The 22,645-nt window shown below is 57.5% G+C and carries 19 protein-coding genes and 1 pseudogene; 9 read left to right on the top strand and 11 right to left on the bottom strand.

Going from position 1 to position 22,645, the window contains the following annotated elements; all coding sequences use genetic code 11:
* Positions 1-102 precede the first annotated feature (102 nt).
* From O8B93_RS18410 to O8B93_RS18435, 6 genes are all read right to left on the bottom strand, one after another.
* Positions 103-1,695 carry a TniQ family protein gene (locus O8B93_RS18410; RefSeq protein ID WP_269711375.1) on the bottom strand — a complete coding sequence of 531 codons (1,593 nt, stop codon included), beginning with the start codon at positions 1,693-1,695 and terminating at the stop codon, positions 103-105.
* Entirely contained in the window at positions 1,692-2,834 is a 1,143-nt protein-coding gene (locus O8B93_RS18415; protein ID WP_269711376.1) for an ATP-binding protein, read from the bottom strand. The genes O8B93_RS18410 and O8B93_RS18415 overlap by 4 nt, the downstream gene beginning before the upstream one ends.
* 10 nt (positions 2,835-2,844) lie before the next feature.
* A complete protein-coding gene (locus tag O8B93_RS18420) occupies positions 2,845-5,169 on the bottom strand; it encodes a Mu transposase C-terminal domain-containing protein (RefSeq protein WP_269711377.1) in 2,325 nt (774 codons plus the stop codon).
* Between the two features lie 11 nt (positions 5,170-5,180).
* Positions 5,181-6,038 (bottom strand): hypothetical protein, encoded by an 858-nt coding sequence (locus tag O8B93_RS18425; protein ID WP_269711378.1) that lies wholly within the window; start codon positions 6,036-6,038, stop codon positions 5,181-5,183.
* Positions 6,039-6,307: 269 nt separating this feature from the next.
* Positions 6,308-6,763 carry a hypothetical protein gene (locus tag O8B93_RS18430; protein ID WP_269711379.1) on the bottom strand — a complete coding sequence of 152 codons (456 nt, stop codon included), beginning with the start codon at positions 6,761-6,763 and terminating at the stop codon, positions 6,308-6,310.
* A gap of 335 nt (positions 6,764-7,098) precedes the next feature.
* Entirely contained in the window at positions 7,099-7,446 is a 348-nt protein-coding gene (locus tag O8B93_RS18435) for a hypothetical protein (protein WP_269711380.1), read from the bottom strand.
* Positions 7,447-8,180: 734 nt separating this feature from the next.
* Here O8B93_RS18435 and O8B93_RS18440 point away from each other — a divergent pair.
* A complete protein-coding gene (locus O8B93_RS18440) occupies positions 8,181-8,861 on the top strand; it encodes a hypothetical protein (RefSeq protein WP_269711381.1) in 681 nt (226 codons plus the stop codon).
* Here the strand turns inward: O8B93_RS18440 and O8B93_RS18445 are convergent.
* A complete protein-coding gene (locus tag O8B93_RS18445) occupies positions 8,821-10,989 on the bottom strand; it encodes a DNA cytosine methyltransferase (protein ID WP_269711382.1) in 2,169 nt (722 codons plus the stop codon). The genes O8B93_RS18440 and O8B93_RS18445 overlap by 41 nt on opposite strands.
* 504 nt (positions 10,990-11,493) lie before the next feature.
* Here O8B93_RS18445 and O8B93_RS18450 point away from each other — a divergent pair.
* Positions 11,494-11,892, top strand: a complete 399-nt coding sequence (locus tag O8B93_RS18450) for a hypothetical protein (RefSeq protein ID WP_269711383.1) — start codon at positions 11,494-11,496, stop codon at positions 11,890-11,892.
* Between the two features lie 216 nt (positions 11,893-12,108).
* On the opposite strand, the gene O8B93_RS18455 is transcribed toward O8B93_RS18450, so the two are convergent.
* The gene (locus O8B93_RS18455) at positions 12,109-12,729 is read right to left on the bottom strand and encodes a PIN domain-containing protein (protein WP_269711384.1); all 621 of its coding nucleotides are present in this window, start codon (positions 12,727-12,729) and stop codon (positions 12,109-12,111) included.
* A 105-nt stretch (positions 12,730-12,834) separates the two neighbouring features.
* Between O8B93_RS18455 and O8B93_RS18460 the strand changes: the two genes are divergently transcribed.
* From O8B93_RS18460 to O8B93_RS18470, 3 genes are all read left to right on the top strand, one after another.
* On the top strand, positions 12,835-13,038 hold the full coding sequence (locus O8B93_RS18460) for a hypothetical protein (RefSeq protein ID WP_269711385.1): 204 nt from the start codon (positions 12,835-12,837) through the stop codon (positions 13,036-13,038).
* 360 nt (positions 13,039-13,398) lie between these two features.
* Complete coding sequence (locus tag O8B93_RS18465; RefSeq protein WP_269711386.1) at positions 13,399-14,025, top strand: hypothetical protein; 627 nt, start codon at positions 13,399-13,401, stop codon at positions 14,023-14,025.
* Positions 14,026-14,035: 10 nt separating this feature from the next.
* Positions 14,036-15,895, top strand: coding sequence for an AAA family ATPase (locus tag O8B93_RS18470; protein ID WP_269711387.1), 1,860 nt, complete (start codon positions 14,036-14,038; stop codon positions 15,893-15,895).
* Positions 15,896-15,957: 62 nt separating this feature from the next.
* On the opposite strand, the pseudogene O8B93_RS18475 reads toward O8B93_RS18470, so the two are convergent.
* Positions 15,958-16,103 (bottom strand): annotated as a pseudogene (locus O8B93_RS18475) (transposase); the annotation flags it as partial.
* 153 nt (positions 16,104-16,256) lie between these two features.
* Positions 16,257-17,096: a hypothetical protein gene (locus tag O8B93_RS18480; RefSeq protein WP_269711388.1), complete on the bottom strand. Its 840-nt coding sequence runs from the start codon at positions 17,094-17,096 to the stop codon at positions 16,257-16,259.
* Between the two features lie 657 nt (positions 17,097-17,753).
* Here O8B93_RS18480 and O8B93_RS18485 point away from each other — a divergent pair.
* Genes O8B93_RS18485 through O8B93_RS18495 form a run of 3 tightly spaced genes read left to right on the top strand, consistent with a single transcriptional unit; the run spans position 17,754 to position 20,372 of the window.
* Positions 17,754-19,091: a nucleoside 2-deoxyribosyltransferase gene (locus tag O8B93_RS18485; RefSeq protein WP_269711389.1), complete on the top strand. Its 1,338-nt coding sequence runs from the start codon at positions 17,754-17,756 to the stop codon at positions 19,089-19,091.
* Positions 19,088-19,720 (top strand): 7-cyano-7-deazaguanine synthase, encoded by a 633-nt coding sequence (locus tag O8B93_RS18490; protein WP_174039179.1) that lies wholly within the window; start codon positions 19,088-19,090, stop codon positions 19,718-19,720. The genes O8B93_RS18485 and O8B93_RS18490 overlap by 4 nt, the downstream gene beginning before the upstream one ends.
* A 22-nt stretch (positions 19,721-19,742) precedes the next feature.
* Complete coding sequence (locus O8B93_RS18495) at positions 19,743-20,372, top strand: HhH-GDP family DNA glycosylase (protein ID WP_269711390.1); 630 nt, start codon at positions 19,743-19,745, stop codon at positions 20,370-20,372.
* Between the two features lie 291 nt (positions 20,373-20,663).
* Here the strand turns inward: O8B93_RS18495 and O8B93_RS18500 are convergent, their stop codons facing one another.
* A complete protein-coding gene (locus tag O8B93_RS18500) occupies positions 20,664-21,458 on the bottom strand; it encodes a flagellin N-terminal helical domain-containing protein (protein WP_269711391.1) in 795 nt (264 codons plus the stop codon).
* A gap of 518 nt (positions 21,459-21,976) precedes the next feature.
* Here O8B93_RS18500 and O8B93_RS18505 point away from each other — a divergent pair.
* Positions 21,977-22,234, top strand: a complete 258-nt coding sequence (locus O8B93_RS18505) for a hypothetical protein (protein ID WP_269711392.1) — start codon at positions 21,977-21,979, stop codon at positions 22,232-22,234.
* Positions 22,235-22,645 lie beyond the last annotated feature (411 nt).

Genomic DNA, 22,645 nt, shown 5'->3' on the forward strand with positions numbered 1-22,645 from the left:
AGTACTTTTGGCCACCCAGGACGTCAAAGTTGGCCAATGGCATGGCCCGAAAGAAAAGCCGGGATGAAACCCGGCTTGAATTCGCGTAAATTGTCTCGAAGTCTACAGTAACGATTGCCGATTGGGACTGCCGTGCGGCTGAGGTCTAACCATTGAACGCTTGCTCTGCCGATCCGAAATGATCGAGTTTTGACGCATCATCAGAAGCCGCATTTCGATTGGATCGACTCGAAGGGCTGCAAGTCCGATTTCACTTTTGTCCCAGCCAACTTTTGAGAGTTTTTCAGAGCGGATCAAATTGATTGCCTCGATGAACGTGCATCCGCAACGCTTGATCGAAGTATGTAAATCGTGGAGCTCACTCATGTCCGTGCAGTTGGCGACAGATCGAAGGCTCGCGAGTAGAGTGGTAACTTGCTCGGCCGGGTATCGCGGAATGATCCTGGTGCCGGGTCGCTGTTTCACTTCGAAGGATGGCTTGAAAAGTCCGCCGTTGATGAGCTGCCGGCCTAGTTTGCGCGTGACCCCAAGTTTAGTAGCGACCTCTTTCTGATTAAATGTTGCAGCCATTTCCGTGACAATGCGGTCGACGGCTTGGGCTTCGATGAGATTTCTGCCTCTACCGCTTGTTTCACTGGGGAGCAATCCTGCGTCCAGCACGAGTTTGTTGAGGCGCTCGAACGGAATGCCGTGGGCTTTTGAGGCAGAGTGGATCGTGTGGAACTTTCTGACAGCGATCGGTCCGAAGAATTCATCTCCGGGTCCGAGCGGGAGGTTGTGAATAGCCACATCACGAATGATATCTCGAATCGGGTCAAATGCAGCTTCGGTCGTCCGATGGGCAAGGGTTAGATACAGACGACCGAAGATGGATCGCTCACCGCCGGAAACTTTCCTGCGGTGAAAATCATCCACCTGAGCCTGCAGGTATTGGCGGAATGCAGGTTCCCCTTCTTTAAGAAGATCGTATCCAGCACCGCTGCTCTCTGACCATTCCCGGTCGCCAAATCCCGATGAGCGGAACAGGTTTCCGTGCAACAGAGATGCGCCCACAATTTCGCAAAGGCGGATGGCGACATACAGCGGCAGGGAGTCAAGCCAGTCGGCACCGGACCTGTCGCCTTTCAACCTCTTCTCGACATATGTCTGAAGATTGTCCGGTTCCGCAGCTTCAGCAGACGCCATGGATCTGGGAATCCTGGAAGATTCTGCTGCAAGGTTGGCCGCAAAGTCGTGTTGGAAAGGCGATTTCGCGAGCTCGGCACTCGAAATGAGGCGAACGCCATGCCGCTTGCAGGTGCGGATAGCGGAAACGTGCCAATGCAGGCGTCCGTATGCCCGAAAACCTCGTCGACCGCCGCAGCGATGTTCGTCCTCGCTCACGCAGAAGGGACAAAAACGAAACCGCAGCCTTTGCATCTCATGCCGGCTGAGCACCTGGCCTGAGATTTGATAGACGTACTTGTCTCCGAGAATAACCCCCGCAGAGAGCGACGATCTCGGCATATCCAGAACTGCAGCGAAGGTCTCCAAATCTTTCTCCCGTCCAGCAACGATGCCCTGGAACTGAAGTTGAAGGTGGAAGGCGAAGGCGCGGGCGTTTTCGTAGCCACATGCCGCTGCAAGTCGCGAGAAATAGCTGGCGACGGTTTCGTGGCCAGCGTAGAAGGGAAGCAATTCGGCAAGCCTGCTCATTGTGGGCGAACTCCGTACCTGGTTGCATTCTTTCCCTTGGACCTCAGCCTTTCGGCTTCCCAGACCCGATCGTCGTCGCGGAGCAGGGCGGTTGAGGGGTCGAGTTCCTCCCAGTTGGCGGCGGTGAAGATGTTCTTGCTAGGCCGGCAACCTGAGAAGGAGGCGTAGGTCTTCGCAAAGTCATCGATCGTGACACAGTCACGATCTGCATAGATGGCTAACTCGACGGCCGCCCGGATCATCTGGACCACGGACCCGAATTCGGCATCACAGGCGTGCATCAATCGCTTGAGGAACGTGCCCTTTTCCCTGTGCCGCGTTTTGGTCGTTTCCTCGTCAGCTTCTTGGGCAGTGTCATCGAGTTTGATCCGGATTTCCATGCGAGCGTGTTCCTGAACAATCGTCTCCAGAATGCTTTTCACAAGGTCCGTCGTACCGTCTGCATCGAGGGTGTCGAAGGGAACGACGGTGCGGCGATTGTAGAGCTGCTTTCGCGCGAGGAAGCTTGCCAGGGGTGCCACGCCTGCAAGGATCAGTCTCACAGGCCAATCCGGCATCTGGGTCAGCGACTTGAATGCGTCGCCGATAACGGTTGCCTCGCGTAGAGAGGCAGTCTCGATAGCGTTCTGGGCCTCATCGATGAACACCCACATGACCTTGTGAACTTTCAACAGTCGGCGAAACAGCAGCCAGGCCTGGTTCTCCTTGATGCCTTCCGGAGGCGCATGACCGAGCGCTTCGAGGCATGAGATAGCCAGCAGGCGAGGCGTACACGGTGACGGAGCATCGACAAGGATGACGGGGTGGATCATAACGCCGTCGTCGTCCACGTAGGACTGCATCGCAGGAATGCTCCCGATATGCTTCATCAGCGCCGTGGTCTTTCCTGCGCCGGAACGCCCGGTGACGGCCACGATCCTCCGCTTGTCAGGCCTTCCGGTGATAGGGGTGAGAACGCTTGCAACCGACGACACGAGAGCAGCTCGCAGGGGCATGTCGCGATCGAGGATCACGTAGTGATCGTACAGTTCGGCGATCCGGTCTGCGATGGCTGCGCGGTTGTCACCGATCAGCCCACGGACGTGGTCGATGGCTGCCTGACTGCGCTTTGCGTCGAGGTTCTTGTCAAACATTTCCATGAGAATCTCCCTAGTTTTCAAAGATGTTGGTGGTGATGCGGCGAACGACCGTCGTCTCGTCGTTCACCGACTCGTTCGGCTCGTGCGCATGTGCCTGTTGCTGCTTGGGCATGGTGCCGAGCTGCGGACGTCCGCCTGCGTCGGCTTCTTCCCGAGCCGCCTTTGCGGACTTTTTCTTTGCGGCGTAGACAACGGGGTGAATGCCGAGAGCCGCGAACAGCTCGTTGGACGGGTGCCATTCACCCTCTGGACGGAATTCACCTTCGAATGGTTTCTCAAGGACGTCGAATGTGCGGTCCATGCTCTTCTCGAAGCGCTGGTAGTCCTCGTCGGCCAACACGGGGCTGAGCAGGCCGGATTCAAGACGAGCCATTTCCGCCTGGTTTTTGAGCCAGAGGAAGGTCGCCTGGAGGGTGCCGCGGGATACTTTGGCATTTTCGGCATTAAACAAACGGAGCTTCTCGGTTGCCGCCAGCCACTGCCAGATGCTTACACCCTCCAGATCCTGATGGACGCAAGGCACTTCGATCCAGCCGTCCTCGGTCCATACGGAGAGGCTGCCCAGGTTGTGATTGTTGATGCGGGCAATCACCGGAGTTTTGCCAACCCTTCGGCGAATCTTCTGAAGTTCCTTGCTCTGGAACTGCAAGCCGGCGCTCCGGATGCCCTTTTTCGAGATGGTACGCTTGATGTGCGTTCCAAAAAGATGCGTACGCAGCGCTCCGGTCGGGCCGGGCATCACGCCGTAGTCTCTGCTGAGTTCCAGCCAACGGTTCTGCGGCGTGGACCCGTTCAGTTCGGAATGCGGCGCGTTGTGGTACCCGTCGATGGCCCACCGAAGCAGGCACTCGGCAACCTGATAAGCAATCATGTCTGCCTCGGCTTCGGAGTCGTAGTCGCCCTTTTCGACAGAAGAACCCCACGTGCGTCCGTTGAAATAGTTGAACATCTGGTGCGAAAGGGTTCGGAACCAGCGCTCGATGAAGCCTCGCCAGGGTGCTTCCCCGGCGGGCGGCAAGAACAAGTCAGTGCCCATGTCGTTCACCGCGATCCGAAAAGAGCGGTTGGCAAAGTAGGCTGCGCTATCGACCGCGATAGTCTCGATAGTGCCACCCTGAATCCATGCGGTTGAGCATCCGAGACGGCGCGCGATATCGGTCTTGTCGCGGGTCGACATTTCCAGGACTGTCATTGCCGATTTGTTAGACGGCGGACGAGCACTGACGTAGAGCGCTGTCAGGCCTCTGCTGGCCACATCGATCCCCGCCGAGATCCACAATCGGATCCGCTTGACCTTGGCGCGCTCGGTCTTCGACATCGTTTTCCAGACACCGATCATTGCCAGTACTGTGTGGAGGTCGGTTTCGTGATCATCGACTTCCACGCGCTCGCCCGCCCGGACGACGTCGATGCCGCCGTGCTCGGGTTGCCATTTGCGCTTGGCGGCTTCCTTGCCGTCGTGTGCAAGGTCGCGCTTCATTTCTGGCAGATCTGCATACCGATTGCGCAGCGTGCTCTCGCACGGAATCCTGAGTTGGTCGCCGGCACCGCGCGTTTTGTTTTCGGCCTCCATGGCGGTAACCATGTCGGCATGGATTCTTGCGAGGTCGGGATCGGTTCGCGAGCAGGCGGCGGCGATCGCAGCGTTAAGGTGAATGAGCTCGTCCGCTGTGAAATACTCCTGGCGCTCGTCGCGATACTGGTTCCGGAGAAAGACCGGATCGAAGTCGTTTTCTTCCATTGTCTGCATCCAGTTCTTCAATGTGGACGGGGTCGGTTCGACGAGGGTGACGGTCTTCTCCTTTGTGCGGTAAGTCGCCTTCGGCGAGTTCGCCAACTGGTGTGCGCGCCATTTCAGAGAAATGAGCGGGATCACCCGCAGAAGGGAGTCGCGCGACTTGCTGACGCGAGGCGGAAGCGGCATCCTATCCATGCGGGCAAGCCTGCACTTTTCCCTGTAGTCGGCCCGCATCTCGTAGAAGGACCGAACGAAGTACTCTCTTTTGAGGACCGTTTCCTGATCGCTCGGGTTCATACCGCTGAGTTTGTCTGCACCTTTCAACCGGGCGCGTGCCTTCGTTTCGGCGTAGAAGTCCTTCTCGATCGTCATCGGATTGCCCGGACGGTTGAGTGCCTCCGCGATGTCGGCCTGGCTGAAGGTTACTGTCGCCTGGGTCTCATCCATGCGCTGGAGCGCGGCACCGTTTCGGTCGCAGTACAGGACACAATAGTCGATGCCGCGATCACGAACGCGGGCCTTGACGGGAAGGCGGTTAAACACCGGCAGCACGGCACCGTGCTGTAGCGAGAGGAGGGCGGAAAGGTTGGTTTCCATGCTCTTTCCTTTCAGGCTGCGTTGTGGTTGAAGGCGACGAAGGGGGCATCCACGAGCTTGAGGTCGGGACGGCTGGGCAGTAGGATTTCGTCGTGGATCAAGCACCAGACGGCGTTCCAAGCGGCCGCGGTGTCATCGAAGATGCTGGTCAGCGTCATGAGCGACACGGTTCCGTCGAATTTCGAGGCGTGGTTCGCCAGGCGGGCATTGTCGTTGGCGACCGATCCCTTGAGCGCACGAAGGATGCTCTTTGCGTTCCACCCGCGGTCGTTGGTGATTTCCCGTTCGGTCAGGATGATCGCCTCGTCGGCGAAGCCCGCGAGCGAGCCGGAGTTGATCCGTTCGATCGTGTGACGGAGGTCGTCCTTGTCTAGCTGCCAGGATGGTCGCACACCGACGACGATCCGGTAGCCATTGCCCGCCATCGTCGCCCGGAAGTCGACGGTGTGTTGTTTGTCACCGTCGTCGCGGGGGACGATGATGGCTTCGGGCTGATCCTCGACCTTGACGACGTGCTTGGAGGCACAGAGCATGTAGGCGAGGTTCATCTCGTAGGTACTGGCGTAGCTGATTGCCGAGCGTGTCTTCGGATTGGTAATGGTGCCGCGGGAATGGCCCTTCGTTCTGGCCGGGTACCATCGGCTGGGCGTCGGCTCCTCGGTTGGCATCCAAAGCCATGGGAGGCTGACGAGGTCGGCATAGTTATCGTCCTCATCGTGGACATCGATCGGGAAGGGCCGGATCCGTCCTGAGATAAGCGGATTGTCCGGCTTGAGGAAGACGGTCTCGGAAGGAAGCGGGATTTGGGTCCGGTCGTGGCCGGACTCCAGCTCCTTCATGAAGCGGATGAGTTGTCTGACGCGGGTCATTGAAGTCTCCGTTGAACGCAGGTGTCCGATGCCGGCCGCGCTGTGCGGCCGGGCCAGGGCTGTCTGGTGGAGGGGTGTGCTTAGGGCCGGGACGGCCCGCGCGGAGTCATGGGGTGAAGATCTCCCGTCGCCGACCGTCGGAGAGACGATGGCCCCGGCTCGCGGGTAATACTTTCCAGAAAGCGTGCACCTCGGCATCGCTTTCGAAATGCTGTACGGCCCCGTTTGGCGTGGTGACGCTGACCGGGCAGCGGTTTCGAGCCGCCGGCTCAGTGTATTTGCGGCTCAATCGTCTGGAGTTCGGCGAGTCTCTGCGACACCTCTGGCTCCCTCAAGCCTTCGGCCCACAGCGACCTGCGCATGATGCCGACGGGACCCTTCTCCACCATCAACGGCTCTCGAAGCATGACTTTTGCGATTTCGTCATCTTCACGAAACGAGTGCGCCAGGGTTGAGAACAGGTCGCGCGAGGGGATCGGCAAGCTGATACCCAGCCGGCGCAGGGCCGGTCCTGCTTCATGTTCGATCAGGCAAATGAGAAGCTCGTGTGCCGTTTCATCGTCGATTCCGAGCAACTGGGTCTGCTGAATGATGACATTCAACGTAGCCGCGAAGGTTGTCGCGAGCATCGGATGGTCCTGTAGAACATCGGTTGACCAGCGGAGCAGCGCAGGATGGAAATCGGCAAGAGTCGTGAAGTAGGCCGTCATTTCTTCATGGAACATGTGATTTCCTCTTCGTGGAGTCGAACGCAAATAGCTTCGACCGACTGGCGTTCTCGGCGGCTGCGGCATCGGTTCCCGGTGATCGGATTGCGTCGTGCAGGTTGGGCTTGCCGCGCACAACGGTGACGTGGCGTGGTGCCAGCCGCTTCAGGTGACGGCGTTTGTCTCTTTGGGAGCGCCTCCCACACTCCCGCCCTCTTGAGAAGGCGGACAAGATCGAGGTCGAACTCGTCCACTTCTGCGGGGAGCACTTGGAGCAGACCCTTGTCCGTGACACCGGGTTTTCGGGTGCGCATCGAGCTGGTTTTGATGGTCATCCTGTTCTGGCTCCCCGATCAACGGCGACGCCAGAGATTCAGAAAACTGTCGTGCTCATGGGCGAGCGCGGTTTCGGTCGGCAGACCGAAATAGTACTCCTGCATAGGCAAGCAGGATTTGGGCAAATTGACGCGGCGAGAAGTGCCAAGGCGCGTGAGGCGGACCGCGTTACGAAACGTCTGAAAATCGCATGCACGCAGCCCGCGGCGATGGCATTCGGCTTTCATCGCCATGTAACGCGACGAGAGGTCTTCGAAGCGCTTCGCACGGATGCACTTGCGCGCAAAGTCACGCTGGATTTCGATCTCTGCCTTGGTGAAAGCCGTCGGCAGGACCTGAATGGAGACGTCGGATGCAGTGCTCATGTGGGTATCCTTCTTAGTGAAGTGCGGACGTGCGCCGTCGATCTCCGGAGTTGCCCGGAGTGCGGCATTTCTTGAACTTCGGAGAGACGCCGCGCGCGGCGCAGGTCAGTTCAGGGAGGATCGCGTGCGGATCTGTTCCACGTTGGTGTTGGCATTGGCGAAGCTTTCTTCAGAGCACGGGTGGGCGTTCCCGGCAGGCAATGCCAGGGCGAAATCAGACAGAAATGTCGGCGGGAAATCAGGCTATGACGAGGACCACGGCAGAGGTTAGCAGGCGCAGGGGGATGACTTCATTTGCTGGGTACATCGTGAAACTCCATCGCAGTCATTAGCTACAATGTCGTTCCTAAATGACGCTCGGAAACTTGTCCGCCGACCTAAGGCTGCATCGTTAGAAATAGTGAAATTCTTCGGAGGTCGCCCGTTCGGAAGCATCAAGCTCCCCTCACGCGGTGCCGGGGCGCACCTGTGGCGTCAGCGTCAGACCTGACCCTTCACGGATATCGATATCTTTATCATCGGTACCTCCGGCGCCTCATCGGGCGTGAGTAGTAAGGCACATTGCAGGCGCGGCGTCTACAGAAAAATATGAAGCTATATCATATTGTTAAATATTCTTCTTAAGTTCTCGTGTCAACAATTGAGAGAACTTCGAGCGATGAATCCTTTCAACCCGGTTTGTCCCTTGCGTCCATGCAACGGATCCTTCCCGCACCAGCAGGGAGGTCGAATCCATGGGATATTTCACGCAGATCATGATCGAGGCGAAGGAGCGCTACGGGCATATCCTGACCGAGAGAAATCTCGTTATGCGTGGAGAGCGCGGAGATGGCGGACTGACCCTAGTGTTCAGGACGCGCGATCCGAACGGCTGGAGGCTACCAGTCGAACTCTACGTCCCGGGCAAAGCCGAAACACGCAAGGATCGGGCGGAGTGGGAGGACGTCCAGGTTACCGCCGAAATCAATACCGAGGTGAAATTCGGGGATGATGGGTGGTTCGGGTACATTCCGAGGCAGTTTGAGCAGGAACAATACCTGGAGGGGGACGACATGGCCCTGTTCGTCAACGCGATCGGCGTTTATCTGAAGGACGTCGTTCTTGTTCCCTTGCATGAGAGCGACAAGGAGATCTCGCAGGAAGTGGCGATGGCTTACGAGGAGTTCAGCGATCTATGCGGCCCAGATGGTCCCGAGATAGCCTTCTCGACCGATGGTAAAGTGGAGACGCTCACGGTCCAGGATTCCGCCGGACGCGAGGTCAGCTTCGCGTGGAGAGAAAGCGGCGTAGGCCTGCTTTACGTGGACGGGAAGCAGGTCAGGCGGTTGGAGCATCCTGCGCCGTTTGAAATCCAGAGGGCAATTGGAAAACATTTCAGGGAGTGGACGGCTCCTCAGCCTCGGCAGTCTCTATGACTTGCCCGCCGCTTTGCCGGGATTGCAGATATTCACGCGCGTTGCGCTTTCGGGCGAGACGGTTCCTCTTCGCTTGGGCCCCAAGCTTGGACAGGTCCGGGAACTTCGCGCCATAAGTGTCCCTCAACTCCTCGATGTCTTCAAACGTCATTGCGTTCAGCATGAACTTCGTCGAGCCCTTCGGCGTCACGCCCTTCACGCCGATCAAGGATTCGCTGAAGGGGACAAGCGGTGGCGCGTCGATCGAATTTGGCATTCGGCCCGAGAGCGCCCGCACGATGGCCAGGCCCACCGCCTTCGACATCTGCGGCGGGAACGCGTTTCCGATCTGGTGGAACTGACGGTCCGCCTTGCCTTCAAATTTCCACGCCCGAGGGAACCCCTGTAGCACCCGGGCAACATCGACGGTCAGATAGGGACGGGTTGTTGGGTCTTCGATGCTTCCGAGCGGGGCCGGTCCATCACCGACATGCTTCGGGTCGACGGTGAAGCCGAGTTGGTTCTCCCATCTCCGCTTCATCTTGCCTTTGTTCTTGTAGAGGCTCGACGTGACCGTGGTGGAGACCTTGCTTCCGTAATTCGCGAGCCAATTTTCCGCCCACTGGTCGTAGACGACATCACCCAGCCCGCGATGTGGAAAGATCACGTCGGCGAGGGCTTCTCCCATAGTAGTGGTAATCCCGTCCTTCGGCAGGGAGAACAGTCCGGGTTCGTCCTTGTGCACGCCGACCAACACCAACCGCGGGCGCGACTGGGCGAGCCCGAAGTCGCGGGCGTTCAGCTTGTGCAGGCCGATGCGGTAGTCGAGCGCCTTCAGCCGCTGGAAGACGCTGGCGCGATATTTGAGGAACTTCTTGTCCGTAAAGCCTTCGACGTTCTCGAAGAAGAAAGCGCGAGGTCTGACGACCTTCACATATCGGATCGCCTCATCGAAGAGATTCCTGCTGTCGTTTGCTCCGAGTTTTTTCCCGGCTTGAGAGAACGGTCTACACTCCACGCCTCCGGCAAGCAGATCGATGCCTTGGAACTGTTGGAGGTCCCTGTCCGAAACCTTCTCCAGGCGCTTTCGGGTGACGGGCCACGTCCAGTTTTTCTTCAGGGTCCGAGTGGCATTGAGATCCATGTCGTAGAGCCGCGCGGGTTCGAAGCCCGCTCCGAGCAGGCCTATCGCCTGACCGCCAGCACCCGCACATATTTCCAGAAACCTCAGGGGCTTGGCGGCCTCAGTATTTTCATCAGACGCCGAATCCGGTTCCGGATCGCAGGGAAGCAGATAGGTGAGGGCGTCCTGAAGCTCAGTCTGCCAGAGATAGCCCTGTTCGAAGGCAAAGCCGCTGAACTTGTCGTACCACGCAAATTTCCCATCGGCGAAGCGTTTCAGGGATTCATGGGCAGCGGCGAGCTTGTGCCGATGTGACCCATTCCTGAAGCCGGCGACACCCTTTCCTGGCAGTTCGACCTCGCCATAGACCGACCTGAATTCACGGAGCACGATCCTTGCGTGGGATCTCAATCTAACGGCCGCAGAAATGCATGCCTCGGACCGGTCGACGACATCCTCGTTCGGATCGCAGGGTGGCTCCCCGACAAAGCGCTCCGTGAATTCGTCAATCTCGGATAGGAGCGTGGCGACGTTTTCGCCGAGCGCCTGGACGCGGAGGTGCGACTGCTTTGAAGCCGCGGCCGTCATCGCGCGCTGGCGGCCCCGTTCGGCATAGGCGTTCGCTCCGATCTTGCGGCGGATCGTCAAACGACGGAGCCTGGCAACGGTTGGAATATCGATATCGGTTCCGTCTGCAAGAGCGTCAAGCGCAGCTTGACGGGTATCGGCATCGGTCGCGATCAGCGTCTTCAACACGTGGAATGGGACGCAACGCTTGCGCAGGAGTGCCTCGAAGGATCCGAGGGTCTCCTCGAAGGCGAAGATCGACGGCAGATCGCTGCGCGGGATGCCGCATTCGACAACTAGGAAACTGCGCAGATCGTCGTCACTCATCGTTGAGCGCATCCGGCCGATGCTGGCGATCATGTCGAACTGGGCTTTGGCAACGGATTTGCGGTTCGCCAGGATTCGCTTCATCAGCGCCCCCGGGTCCTCGCTCGTCGTGTTGTCTGCCGTCTCAGCCATCGCCAGCCTCTGTTGTCCATTGCTGTCTAGCAGGGCGGCCCTTCTGTCCCGGAAATAGATTCGATCAAATTCTAATTATTCTGTTCGAAGGTTGCCGGTCATACCAACGGCGAGATCGCGTGCTCTTCCCAGATGGTGCACGCTTGGAAGGCGGAAGTGTCCCTCGATTGAAACGGTCCTATTTCAGCCTCGCGCCCGCTAATCGATCAGTGGGAATTCTTGAAGAGGGAATTGGGCACAAGGCCGCCATTCGCCTGTCATTCTGCGCATACGCATGAAGTCGGCGCTAAGCCCACGCGAATCATCGGTTAGTCGGCAAGTCTCCTTTCCATTAAAGCCGAGGGATTTTTGTGTCGGATGCGCAACACTCGATAGTAATAGCGTTGGTCCAGGCCATATGCATTTAGTGACACCGCGACCGTTTCTTTCGGAAAGAAGTATTTACCGGCTAGCAGTTCTAGGAAAGGTTGAGCCTAACGACGATAGTGCCAATAGGATCGATAAATGCTCGAAAAGTCAGAACTGCTTTACCCTTCGCTGACCCCGCTGGTCGTGCAAGTTCGCTGGAAGGTCCCAACTGAATTCCCTGCTTGCCCCGATGAGTTCACTGACGATGCCCTCCTTCTCTACGCCTCGAGGCTTTCGTTCGGCGGCGTCTTCGCGCGTAACCAGTTCTCCACCAGTCTGATTGTCGACCATCGCCTTCGGGACGACGATCTGGTCGTGCTAACCCGTTTCGCCGGGGACAGCATAAAGGACTGGGCCGTCGCTAATATTTCACTCCATGACGCTCATTTTTATCACCGCAGCGAATACACGTTCTACACCCTGCAGGGTGCCTTGAAGCACTTCTGTGAACTAATCGGAGAGGAGTTTGGAAGTTCGGTGGACGATTTCTGCTGAATCTGTATTTGGTCGCCCATTACGGCTCACTTTTTTGCCCAGCGGCTTTCCAAGGTATCTCGGCGGGAAAGAGGGACAGGATTGCGCCTTCATGTAGGCCGTAGAGAGCAGCTTGGCCGCCTCGCGAAAGCTGCCGTTGCCGGGGGAAGGGTAGAGAAAATCTGAAGAGGTGGGGGAATGCCAAGCACTCAAACAAGTAGCGCCTAGGGACGGGCTCTATTGCAAATCGTTTCCGGGTTCGAAAGAACTGTGGGAGCTAGGCGTCTCAAGCTTGGGAAGAGACTTCTCATGTGGATCGGGTTCGTCCGCGTCGAAATCGGGAAGCGGTACAACGAAGCCGGGCTCAACGTACCAATGCACCTCCATCGGATGGTATACGCCGGGTAGCGAGAAATGCGCGTTGATCTCAAGAAAATCATCGACGTTTGCTGTAAGTATCGGCATGCGGTGCGCGATGGCGACGGCGGATATCATCAAGTCGTGTCCGAGCCTGTTGCTTTTTTGTCCGCGCTGAACGGTCCACATGTGCCGCAAGGCTGGGACAGATGTCATTCTCGCGTAGACAGTTGCCACCGCCGTCGTCATTTCCGGAAACGGAAAGGCCATCGAGATGAGCTCATCGACCCAGTTGGCGAGAAGAAGCGCTCTCTGTGGATCATCCTTCAACCGAAGATGGGCTCCGCGCAGCAGTTCTGCTATGACCGGGTAGCAGAGTGCGAGACGATGTATGCCGACACGCAAGAGCCATGGACGCAGCCCGGGCGGAGGCTTCACGCGGCCCATAAGGCTGACAATGTCCGTATCCAGTAAAAGAATGGGGTCTGTCCGCACTTTCATATCTTTCTGTGGTCAGAAACTTTCTTCTTGAAAAATTCGAGGTGCGATCCAATTCGTATCGCTATACTGCGCAGGCTGGTATGATGTCGTCCGAGAGAGGCCCAGATGACACGTGATTCCGATTGGCAGAGACACGAGGCCGAGGCCCGCATCCAGGAAGTTCTGGACGCAGCTAAAGCGCGCGGCACTCAGAGACTGATCGACACCGACGGCAGATTTGACGTGACGTTCGTACCCGGAAAGCAGACACTGGAGGAGTTGTTCTCCCGTCCTGGTCCTCTCCCCGCGGATGACGATCCCAATCCCTGATCGAGATTTCTGCAGCTACGGTGAGAAACCGTAACCGGCGATGGCAAAACCAACAAGATATGACGTGTCGAATTTCGGCTGCTTCGGGTTACTCCACTGATTGACATAGCTTAATCGTTGAGGCCATCAGGCACGAAATCCAGGAAAAGTCTCTGCTTCTCGCGCCATAACGGCCTTGATGGTTCCCGGCTTGTGAAACTCGCTCTCACCTCGCAGGCAAATCCTAGTTGACGTCGAGAACTTCGTTCACTAAATGTTCCGTCCATGAGCAAGACTTTTACGCACACCTTCCGAATACGCTGACGGAGACCGGGACCGTTCCCGGTGTCGCCTAGATCGCTATTCGTCGGAGGTGAGGTCATGAAGACCGAGTCCACTCATGTCGCGGGTGATGATGCCTGCGTTTTTGCAAAATACCGCCCGTTCACTCCGTCTGCGACGCTCAAATGCGTCGGGCGCCCACTCTATCGTTCGCGGGAAGCGCGTGATTATGCCTGCTTGCTGGACCTAGACCCCGAGATCTCCGCATGGCGCTGCATGTCGCAGCCGATTATCAATGACTCCGAAGCACGAAACCCACGACACCACTATGTCGATTTCGCTGTCGAGACGGAGAACGAAGCCTTGCTCGTGGATATCCGGCGACCGGATGCCGGCACCGTCGGTTGGATTGCCAGGTTAGCCGAAAAGCAGGGCTACCGCTATCTCGCGGTGTCCTTCTCCGAGTTCGTCGGCGCACCCCGGATTCAAAATGCCAAGGATCTCATTCGCTACGCTGGATATGATGCGCCGTTGGGTGATCGTATCCGAATTCTCGCGGCGTTGGAAGAAATGGGGACGTTAACGCTTGCGGAATGCCTCTCTGTCGTTCGCGAAAGCAAGCCGATGCCAACAATCGCAACGATGATCCTCAAGAACATCCTTGAAGTCGACCTCGACGAAGCTCTGCTGGGACCGGAAACGGTCGTCAGGCGCGTGGCGAAGTAGGGGGGCGAAGATGTCAAACAGATCTGCCGAGCGGGAATCCTCGCTCGAAGCGGCTAGCTATGCCGTCGCCCTCGAGAATGCTTTGAGGTTGTGTGGTGTCTATATGAGCGAGGGACAGATCGATCATGCCGTCGGTCTCGTACTGCCACCCGAGGCCAACATGGAGGCCTATCGGGAGGCGGCGAAATTGGTTCTGCGAGAGACCAGCGTTTTGATCCGCTACGCAGTTACGACAATTGAGTTGGGCAGGCGAGGGGAGACATATTGCGAGGACGCTGGGAAAGTCCTCGCGCAAAAATCGGCTGTTGTGGTCCTGGTCGAGAAAGGAGCCAGGCTTGTGCCTGAGATCGCAATCACCTTGGACCGCATTGTTGACGTGGGATCCATCAAGCCGAACCACCTGATTTCGGCCGCGAAAAATGTATGGCAGATGGATATTGCAAGCGAAGCGGCCAGCCAGCTCTGCCAATATACTCCAAGCCTCTTGTTCGGCGCGTTGCGAAAAGGCCGGCCGATCGAAATCGTCTTGGAGAAGCTTGCTGATGCATCGAAGGCTCCCGCAACTGCGGCCTGGAAGCCTTTGGTTGAGGAGCTCGAAGGGTACGGCGAGGCGCGTGATTGGGCCGCGAATCTGGTTGTTGATCTCGCTGACTGGAAGGCCGACAAGATCGCATGGCGTGATGTGGATGCAGGGCTTCTTCTCAGCGGTCCTCCCGGCACCGGCAAGACACTTTTCGCATCAGCGCTCGCGCGTTCCTGCGAGGCGACGTTTATCGGCACATCAAGCGCGCAATGGCAATCCAAGGGACATCTCGGCGACATGCTGGGCGCAATGCGGAAGAGTTTCCGCGACGCAGCCGCCGCAGCTCCGTCGGTGCTCCTCATTGATGAGTTCGACAGCATCGGCGACAGGCGGACATTCAGAGGAGACAATGCAAGTTACAGTCTTCAAGTGGTGAACGCCTTACTCGAACTGCTCGATGGATCCGCGGGCAGGGAAGGGGTAATCGTCATCGCTGCATCGAATTTTCCGAACGATATCGATCCGGCATTGTGTCGACCTGGCCGCCTTGACCGCCACATCGCGATCGAGCTTCCCGATCAAGCGGCTCGCGAGCAGATGCTTGCGATGCATCTGGGCGCTGCCAGCGCTCCGGAGGACCTCACTAAAGCTGCTCTGGCAACAAGTGGGTATTCTGGCGCAGACATCGCGCAGGTCGCGAAGGATGCTCGCCGCTTGGCCCGTCGCCAGGGCAGGGAAGTCCGAGTGTCGGATGTGCTTGCAGTCGTGCCAGCAATCGCACCTGTTGGCGACGACGAGCTTTGGTCAGCATCTGTACATGAGGCCGGTCACGCGATCGTCGGTACCGTTCTATCTGTGGCCGAGATCGAGATGATTGTCGTGGCGAGGGAGGCGAGCCACCGGGACGCGAGTATCGGGCACGTGCAATGGCGACGGAGTTACACACCAAATCGAAGCCGGCTGTCCTATCTGGATGAGATTGCGATGCTGCTGGGCGGCATGGCTGCCGAAGAAGTCATCCTTGGTGATGTTTTTGATGGTTCGGGCGGCGTCGCTGGATCCGATCTTCAGCGAGCTTCGGATATTGCTACGATCATGCTCGCAAGTCTGGGGCTGGAATCACTGCAATACTGTGATGTCTCGAGTTCCAGGGAACTGGAAGAACTCCGGCGTGATGATCCTGTTCTGCGGCGGAGGGTTGAGCGGTTGCTGGAGGCCGAACTGTTGAGAGCGACGATAATCATCCAAGAGCGGAGGCAGGAGGCGAAAGAGATTGCACGGGCAATCGCTGATCGCGGCGTAGTTCGGGGATGTGAGGTGATGGATATCTTTTCCAAGCCAAAATGAGCTGGGTAGTGACGGGGATTTTGTTCCCACGTTGTCCTTCATATTCATATCTGTGATCGTCTATCGGCCCAGGGCGCGCCAGTCCGACGCCGCCAGAAAATGCCGTTCATTACCCGTCGGTCATCAACCCGCTTTTTCCCGCGAACCTTCGTCGGATGAAGCGGTCAATCACAGACCACTCGAAGTCCGTCAAATCAAAGCGTGCCATCACTGCCTCCAAATCAACAGAGGCAGCGAATCATAATCCATTCAAAATGAAAACTATTTTATGGGTATGTGACCTAGTGTGCCGCGCGCGACGTACTGTGTCACGGAGTAGGTGCGCGCTTAGGAAAGCTGTCGCTTGAGATTAACGTCCGTCTCAACGACTCCCGCTCATAGGTCGTGTGTCTCCCCACTGCAGTGGTGGAACAAAGATGCGACTGATGTGATCGCATTCGTTCACAGTCATTGTTCTCGGGGTCGTCAAGACGCATCCTTGTTCTTGCGGCCAGATTTTTATCATCGGGTATCGCTTGATCTCACTTACCCAAGGCGGAGGAGTTTGCCGATTAGAACTGAAGCAGAGGCAAAAAAGCTTGCCCACGGTGAATGCAGTCGATTGGCTCGGAAAGGTGTTCGGCCTGATCGGACCGGCATAGCCGACAAACGTCGGCCCGTAAGTCAGTCCGAAATGATTGTACGCGCCAACCATTTGCTCGCTGCCATCGTGAAATCCGATCCATATATGGAAACCGTGGGGAGCGGTTCGCTCTTCTCTCAAGTATGTTCTTTGTGTCTGCGTGATCGCGGAAGTCGGCGGATCGGAGTACTCGGCAACGGCGACGAACAGCGCGATCCAAGCACTCAGCAGAGGCGTGTCGCGCTCATTGAGGCCGGACATGTCGCCGTTCAGAAGCGGGATGAGAATTGGTTTGATGTCGTCTTGAAGTCCGCTTCCCCAGACGTTGTTGCAGTCCTTGCACAGGACCTTCAACTTCCTTGAGTGTGGATCGCCCGGGCCATCAATCTTACCCTTCCTGGTCTCCGCACGTAGTGACTTCTCGTCTGGGCTTCCGAACGAAAGTGATGCGGTGTGCCGGACGTGCTGACGCGTTCGCGGGATATGGTTGCGAAGCCAGTCAGCCCAGATATGCTCCTTCGTCAGGCCGGGCTCCTCGCAGAGGATGCAAAAATTTCTGAACTGCTTCTTTTTATGCATGTACCGGGCGAAGCCTTGTGTTAGCGTTTCTATGTCCGACACCTCAAACCGTAGCTCAGGGGCTAGAGCGTCAAGGCAACTTGGAGGTCGATGGTTGGAATCCTTCCGGAAGGGGTGTCGGACGTCATTAGCTTCTAATGGTTGCAGATTTATCAAAAACGAACGGGGACACTCGAGGTGCACCCCAAGGCCGCCGCTGGATCGTTGTGCAATTGTCTTCTTGTAGCCGCTAGTTGCAGAGATCGAAGAATCACCTCAGGTTGCGTAGTAGCAAATCGGTATCGGGGGATTTCGATCAATGGGCAGCAGGACATCTGGCCGTCTTACGGACTACAGCGGCGTGAAGAATTCGAACGGCACCGGAGGTACCAGCGGGGTCGATCGCTGCGGGCAGTCCTTCGATTGTTCTCTGGAGGACGTCGCGCAGTGCGACTACTTCACAACGCATGCTACGGTACCTCCTGTTGGCACCGAATTGACACTCGTGCTTGAGCGCAGGATCTTTGCGGTCGCTCCTGACGGCCTGAAGGTGGGCGCGCTTCCGACGGCGTACAATTACATCGCGGCATGCATTAGGGCGGGCTATTCATATGTTGGCGCCGTCACCGCGTCGGGCTCAGCCCCGATGCCGTTCGTGTCAGCAGTGTTCACACCGAAATGAGCGCGAGCAGCGATTCTCCGATCCTTGTCGTCGGTGAGATTATCGTTGATTTCACGGTCGCCAGACCGGGTGCCGAGTGCAAGCTCAGACTCGGCGGGATCGTGCATGCTGCGCGCGGATTGTGGGCGTGCGGCATACCCTATTCCATCGCCGCTGTTTGTCCAGGCTACATCGTTGATCAAGCTCAGCGGTTCCTCGCTGCCCATGGGTGCAATCAATTCGTCTGGCTAGGCGAAGTGAAGGGCAGTCCAAACGTCATCGTAATCGGTGATGCGACCGAGGTCTCCGACCAGGGATATGAAGATCTCCTTCGCGAGGAAAAGTCTGTCGAGTTCCTCGGGGTGGGAGACGCGCTAAAGTCATTCTCGGAAGTCTTAATTTTTCCGGGGAAGTTCGTCCTTTCCGAGATCAAGAGGTTCCTTTCCGCAACCGCGCGTGTAAGCTTCGACGTCGCCTACGACACCGACGATTTCTCGTCGATCGAATGCTTTGCAAGTCAGGTGGGAGCGGTTGCCATCTCGACGTCGTCGCCACTTTTCGAGCGCGTTGGTTCGATCGATATCGAACCTATGATCAAGGCCGCCACCGCGCTTGGCGCAGAGGCCTTTCTATTAAAGGAAAACCGCGGCGGCAGCCGCCTCTTTGACCTGCGCACGCATGAAGTTGAGAGTGTGCCCGCGATCCTCTCTGCCACCGCGAACTCCGTCGGTGTCGGGGATGTCTACTCGGCAGTGATGGTCGGGTTTCAGGAGCGGGGCTGGAACGAAGCGGCTTGGCGGGGCGCGAGGGCGGCGACCTCGTATGCGGTCACAACGTATCCTGACGATTTCCGAGAGGACGTGCGGCGTGAACTGGCCCTATCGCTCGTGGAGATGCAGGATCTAGGCGGAACCATGCTTCCATGGCATGCCCGACCCAGCTTCCATATCTATCTTGCGGCGCCGGATTTCTCCTATGTGGACAAGCAGGAGGTGGACCGTGCCGTCGAAGCCCTGCAGTACCATAACTTCACCGTTCGTCGTCCGATCGAGGAGAACGGCGAGCTTCCGCGTGGAAGTTCGCCATCCGTGTTGCGGGCAATGTTCGCGAAGGATATCGCGCTGCTTGAAGAGTGTAGGGTGATCTTCGCTGTTCCTTTGGAACGTGACCCCGGAACCTTGGTCGAGATGGGGTTAGCCATGGCAAAGGGGAAGCCTGTGATCACATTCGATCCCAGACGGGAGAACAACAACACGATGGTAGCCGGTGGCAGCGCGGCCTACTCTGATGATCTGGATATTTGCATCAATGGGTTGTTCATCGAAATTTCGAAACTTTGGATGGCTTCACAATGAAGAAAGTCATTTTGCTGGCGTCGGGCGGGTTGGATTCAACGACCGTCGCATACTCGCTGTGGAGCGAGAACATCGACGTGCATCCGGTCTTTTTCGACTACGGGCAGCATTGCGTGGAAATGGAGTGGAGTCGTGTCAACGAGGTCCTTCCGGCTGCCTCCCGCCGTCCGGAACGCTTTGACATTTCGGACATCTTCAGGGGATCACCCTCACGTCTCATAAAGGAGGCTGATCTCTGGGAGGAGGAGGTGAGCGACGTAGACCTGTATGTCCCCTACCGGACGATGCTGTTCTTCGCCGCGGCCGCGGCCAGGGCGCAGACGATCGGCATTCTTGAGGTCTACACCGGCTTCATCAACAGCAATCACGCCAAGGAAATCGACTGCACCTCGGAGTTCATGAACGGCCTGGACAACCTGATCGATAACATCGGTCCTGTCCGCTTCATGTCGCCCTTCCGTTTTTCAACGAAGACTGAAGTTGTGCGCGAGGCGGTTCGACTGGGTGTTCCGATCGGAAGGACCTATTCCTGCCAGGCGGCCAGCACGTTTCCTTGTGGCGCTTGTCCCAATTGTGTTGATCGCCTCGATGCGCTAGAGGACGCCGGTCTCAATGCAAGGGTTGGATAGGATGCAGTCAACGACGGTGCAAATGCTGCTTGCGGCACGTCTTGTCGCCGACTACGCTAGAGAACTGGGCGCTGACACCGAGAGACAGGAGACGCGACCAGTCTACGACCACATGGGCGCTCTCCTGGCGGACTCTGTCCTGCAAGCTGGCTTGAACTACAACTCTGTCGTCCGACCGAGAGTGGAAGCAATCCTCGCGCAGTTCCCGCAGTGTGACAGGACAAGCGCGCTTCTCCCGGTGGTGGGCGACGGGAAGACCGCGGCATTTCTCAACTGGACACATCTGGAAAAGATTGGGCGCTTCGAGTCGCTGGTCAGGTTCTTGGACGGCAATTCCATCGAGACGGTGTCGGATCTCGGAGGGGAGCTGCAGCAGCCAAGGTTCGTCGAGCTCCTTCGGAGTGTGAGGGGAATCGGCCCCAAGACAGTCGACTACATGGGTTGCCTTGTCGGGTTGGATTCCGTTGCCGTCGACAGGCACGTCAGAACTTTTGCTAGGAGGGTGGGCGTCCTCAACGACGACTACGATTTCCTCAGGTCAGTATTCTGCTGCGCTGCCGACCTCCTGTCGCTTTCGCGCCGCCAATTCGATGCCTGGGTATGGCAAAGAGAATCGTCACTCTCGAGTAATCAAATCGAGTTCTCTTTCTAGGTTCGCAATCGTAATAGGGGTTTCGCACGCCCGCGTGGCACGTTCGCGAAGGGCCCGAGTAAAAAATTGCTTCCAGCGATGGCGATATACTGTTGGCGCACAGGCCTTTGCAACGCGTCCCGATTCTAGGGTTGGACTCTATAGTCTGGCGCGCGTCCCTCACCATGGGGATGCCGTCCACATTGCTGTATGAGTTGTCTGCTTCACAGAATTGAAAGGACTCGATCCTACCTATGGGGAAGTTTTCCGGTGAGTAAGCATGCGCAACGCCAAGATTCAGCGAAAATTCTTCTAAAAGGTTTCGAAACGGAAACACTCGTATACCGTAGATGCGGTGGCGCCGCCTCCAAGTGAAGTTGTGTTGGACGGATGGTCTGCATCGAGGATCACGTCGAAGGTGATGGCGGTCGAATCGTCGGTGAAGACGAGCGGGCCGTCGAAGGTGAAGCTCTGGATGGCCGTACCGCCGTAGGTGAAGGTGTCTGTGTTGCGCAGGTCACCAATCGTTCCGGGGCTGCGGTCATCCTTCTGGAGAATGCCGCCGCCCGTAGTGTTGAATAGGGACAGATCGGCAAGGTCAACATCCGTGGTGGTAATTCTCACCGACGGCCCTTGGCGGACGAATCCTCTCGCGAAGGTGGTGCTGCTGTCTGACCGATCGTAGATGTTGGCAATGTCGGTGTTGAGCCAGTTCTGGCCGCTGAAGCTCGCAGATGTGGCGATCGACGTCGCCTGCTGCTTGAGTTGTTCGAGGACACCCTGGATTTTCGTCCTGTCGATCCCGGATTCCATGGCGGTGACGATCCTGGACTTGAACGCATCGACGACCCCGATTGTGGCATCCATGCCGGCATAGGCGGTTTTAATCTTCGCAGCTCCTAACGCCATTGTGTCCTGCGCGGCCGACATTGCTCCAGCGTCGGACTTCATGGTCGTTGATATGGACCAGTACGCCGCATTGTCGACGGCATTGCTGATCCTGTAGCTGGACGAAACCATGGCCTGGTTCCGGTTCAACTGGCCGTCAATCGTTCGCAACGTGGCCAGCGCCATCGCGGCCGATGTGTTCGTCAGGATACAGGTCATGGTCATGCCGCTGAAAATGGATCGGTTTAAATCGGCGTCGTCATGAACCCGTACGCGGCGACCGCGCCGCCTAACCATGTCCGGATTGCGTTAACGAAGGTGGCAAAACTGCAGGGGGAAACTACCCTGATTGCGATCAGTGATCATGAATCTGGTAACTGCGCCAGCGATCACTTGTAAGAGCCTTAGTGATGGTATTGTCTGAAACTCGACGTATCAAACCCTGTAAGCAGACCGCATTTCAGGGCCTTGATGAGGCTCCTCGTCGAACCGCATGGGCAGCCTGAACCATCCCCCCAGGCCGGGAGAGACCGGCATCGGCGAGACTCCAAGGTGCCGCTGATAATGCTTCGTCATGGCCTTCAGGCGGCGTTCGAAGTCCACCTGTCCCAGTGCATTCGGATCCTGGAACCTGTTCTCCCATTCTAGCGGAAACGCCTTCAGGATCAAAATCGCGGCGCGCCGGGAGAACTCGCGCTTGATGGCGGCTCGGATGGTGTCCCATAGGAGAGGGATGGGTGCGGGATAACCAGTCGGTGAAAGACAACGATCGATCCGTAATCGAGCGGATTTTCGCACTAATCGAACCAGCACTGACCGACAGCCGCCGCCATTTCTTAGTCCTCCTGACTGTTTCTATCGGCGACGTCGACGAAGTCTGCAACGCCAACGAGACCTGGGCAGTCCCATTCGAAGAACACCGCGCTTGCGTCTGGCGTTCCTGGGCACGAGAACTTGAATATCACGCAACGCTTCTTGAACTTGGACTCTTCTAATCGGAAGTATCGACCCCGACCGCAGGAAACCGTGATCCCGTGTCCGAAATCCTTCGCCCAGGTGTACTTGATATTGTCTATCTCGGGATCGGCCGACTTGCCGACGAGCTGCGACCTTCGTTCTTCGAGCCACCTTCACTGCGCCTTCTCCAAAAAAGCCTCCGCTCGCTGTCGAACCTCGTTCGTCAGACAGGGGAACATTGTCCCGCACCGATCCCCTGTCGCATCCACCAGCCAATAACATCCGAGCGGTGACATCCGGCGGAGCTTTGCGAAGGTCACGCTGGCACCATTCTGCTTCACCAGCACGGAGCGTTCGTAGCTGCCCGCCCTGCCACAGGTTCGACACTCCACCTCGATAACGGGATCGCGCACCTGTCGATACAGATCGACGGCAGATACCGTCCATCG

This window comes from Martinezella rhizogenes (genome assembly GCF_027460065.1).
Classification (GTDB): Bacteria; Pseudomonadota; Alphaproteobacteria; order Rhizobiales; family Rhizobiaceae; genus Agrobacterium; species Agrobacterium rhizogenes_C.

What these genes read in the sequence shown, in the direction of transcription:
- O8B93_RS18410 (WP_269711375.1), bottom strand. Translation starts at nt 1,695, where the DNA reads ATGAGCAGGCTTGCCGAATTGCTTCCCTTCTACGCTGGCCACGAAACC.
- O8B93_RS18415 (WP_269711376.1), bottom strand. Translation starts at nt 2,834, where the DNA reads ATGGAAATGTTTGACAAGAACCTCGACGCAAAGCGCAGTCAGGCAGCC.
- O8B93_RS18420 (WP_269711377.1), bottom strand. Translation starts at nt 5,169, where the DNA reads ATGGAAACCAACCTTTCCGCCCTCCTCTCGCTACAGCACGGTGCCGTG.
- O8B93_RS18425 (WP_269711378.1), bottom strand. Translation starts at nt 6,038, where the DNA reads ATGACCCGCGTCAGACAACTCATCCGCTTCATGAAGGAGCTGGAGTCC.
- O8B93_RS18430 (WP_269711379.1), bottom strand. Translation starts at nt 6,763, where the DNA reads ATGTTCCATGAAGAAATGACGGCCTACTTCACGACTCTTGCCGATTTC.
- O8B93_RS18435 (WP_269711380.1), bottom strand. Translation starts at nt 7,446, where the DNA reads ATGAGCACTGCATCCGACGTCTCCATTCAGGTCCTGCCGACGGCTTTC.
- O8B93_RS18440 (WP_269711381.1), top strand. Translation starts at nt 8,181, where the DNA reads ATGGGATATTTCACGCAGATCATGATCGAGGCGAAGGAGCGCTACGGG.
- O8B93_RS18445 (WP_269711382.1), bottom strand. Translation starts at nt 10,989, where the DNA reads ATGGCTGAGACGGCAGACAACACGACGAGCGAGGACCCGGGGGCGCTG.
- O8B93_RS18450 (WP_269711383.1), top strand. Translation starts at nt 11,494, where the DNA reads ATGCTCGAAAAGTCAGAACTGCTTTACCCTTCGCTGACCCCGCTGGTC.
- O8B93_RS18455 (WP_269711384.1), bottom strand. Translation starts at nt 12,729, where the DNA reads ATGAAAGTGCGGACAGACCCCATTCTTTTACTGGATACGGACATTGTC.
- O8B93_RS18460 (WP_269711385.1), top strand. Translation starts at nt 12,835, where the DNA reads ATGACACGTGATTCCGATTGGCAGAGACACGAGGCCGAGGCCCGCATC.
- O8B93_RS18465 (WP_269711386.1), top strand. Translation starts at nt 13,399, where the DNA reads ATGAAGACCGAGTCCACTCATGTCGCGGGTGATGATGCCTGCGTTTTT.
- O8B93_RS18470 (WP_269711387.1), top strand. Translation starts at nt 14,036, where the DNA reads ATGTCAAACAGATCTGCCGAGCGGGAATCCTCGCTCGAAGCGGCTAGC.
- O8B93_RS18480 (WP_269711388.1), bottom strand. Translation starts at nt 17,096, where the DNA reads ATGCATAAAAAGAAGCAGTTCAGAAATTTTTGCATCCTCTGCGAGGAG.
- O8B93_RS18485 (WP_269711389.1), top strand. Translation starts at nt 17,754, where the DNA reads ATGAGCGCGAGCAGCGATTCTCCGATCCTTGTCGTCGGTGAGATTATC.
- O8B93_RS18490 (WP_174039179.1), top strand. Translation starts at nt 19,088, where the DNA reads ATGAAGAAAGTCATTTTGCTGGCGTCGGGCGGGTTGGATTCAACGACC.
- O8B93_RS18495 (WP_269711390.1), top strand. Translation starts at nt 19,743, where the DNA reads ATGCTGCTTGCGGCACGTCTTGTCGCCGACTACGCTAGAGAACTGGGC.
- O8B93_RS18500 (WP_269711391.1), bottom strand. Translation starts at nt 21,458, where the DNA reads ATGACCTGTATCCTGACGAACACATCGGCCGCGATGGCGCTGGCCACG.